The sequence below is a fragment of the Dehalococcoidia bacterium genome, assembly GCA_041653995.1.
Classification (GTDB): domain Bacteria; phylum Chloroflexota; class Dehalococcoidia; order GIF9; family UBA5629; genus CAIMUM01.
In genome coordinates, this window is the sequence record JBAZEK010000053.1 from 1 (window position 1) to 1338 (window position 1338).

Below are 1338 nucleotides of genomic sequence, written 5' to 3' on the forward strand. Positions count from 1 at the left end.
AAACGCGAACTTACAAATGGATAGCACAGCGCATCGGCAGTCCTTCATCAGCCCGCGCCGTGGGGCAGGCGCTTAAAAGCAACCCCTTTCCCATAATCGTGCCCTGCCACCGGGTCATCGGCAAAGACGGCGGGCTCACCGGCTTCAGCGCCGGCATCGAGCTGAAAAGACGCCTGCTCGATCTGGAATCTCCACCTCACATGAAAAACAGGGCTCATTAAACACGAAGTGAAACTGTGCCGTTGCATCGCATTTTACCTTGTGCTATACTCTCTACCTGTGGGCGCGGAAAATCGGCGACACCTCAATGCGCTCTAAAGCAGGCCAAAGCCTGCAAATTTTATTAGAAGGAGCGAGGTCAAATGCGAAAGTATCTGAAATTATCCTTATTCGCCCTCATGGCCGTAGCACTGGTTGCAACGTGTGCTATCGGCTGCGGCGATGGAAACGGGGACAATGGAGAGAAAGAAGCCTACAAGATAGGAGCGCTGTTCTCTACTACGGGTGCCCAGTCCAACCTGGGAGTTCCTGAGGAGTATACCGTTGAGATGCTCGTTGACAAAATCAACGATGCCGGCGGGATAAACGGGCATCCGCTCGAAGTAATCATCTACAACGACGAGACCGATTCCACCAAGTGCGCCACGCTGGCCACTAAACTTATCGAAGAGGACGAAGTGCTGGCCATCATTGGCCCCACCGGTACCGGAAACAGCATGGCCATCATCGATACCATAACAACCGCGGAGATACCATTGGTATCCTGCGCCGCGGGCGCCAGCATCACCTCGCCGGTTGAGGAAAGATACTGGGTATTCAAGACCCCGCAAACGGACAAACAGGTAGTCACCGAAATTTACGTATATCTTCAGAGCATCGGCGTCACTAAGGTCGCCATCATAACTTCAACCTCCGGATTCGGCCAGGGCGGCAAAACATACCTAGAATCCGAAGCAGCCACCTATGGCATTACGCTTGTAGACAACCAGACGTTCGGATCGGACGACACCAGCATGATATCCCAGCTTACCCATATAAAGGGTACGGACGCAGAGGCGGTTATCTGCTGGGATACGGACAAGGCTTCCGCCGTGGTAGCCAAAGACATGCAGACGCTACAGTTTGAGATACCGCTTTTCTGCAGCCACGGAATCGCTAACCAGGACTTCATCGATGCAGCCGGCGACGCGGCAAACGGCGTCATCTTCCCTGCCGGCAAGCTACTCGTTGTAGATGAGGTTCCGGCAAGCGACCCGCAGAAGGATGTCCTTACTGAGTACAGGGATGAGTACCTGGCTGAGTATCCCGGAGAAAGCATCAGCACCTTCGGCGGTCACG

General features: G+C 54.2%; 2 protein-coding genes. Both read left to right on the forward strand.

The genetic code is table 11. The features are described from left to right. On the forward strand, nucleotides 1–221 hold a 221-nt coding region (locus WC359_15195; protein ID MFA5401796.1), incomplete at its 5' end, for an MGMT family protein. A 141-nt stretch (nucleotides 222–362) separates the two neighbouring features. Beyond that, the coding region (locus WC359_15200) for an ABC transporter substrate-binding protein (protein ID MFA5401797.1) at nucleotides 363–1338 on the forward strand (976 nt) is incomplete at its 3' end.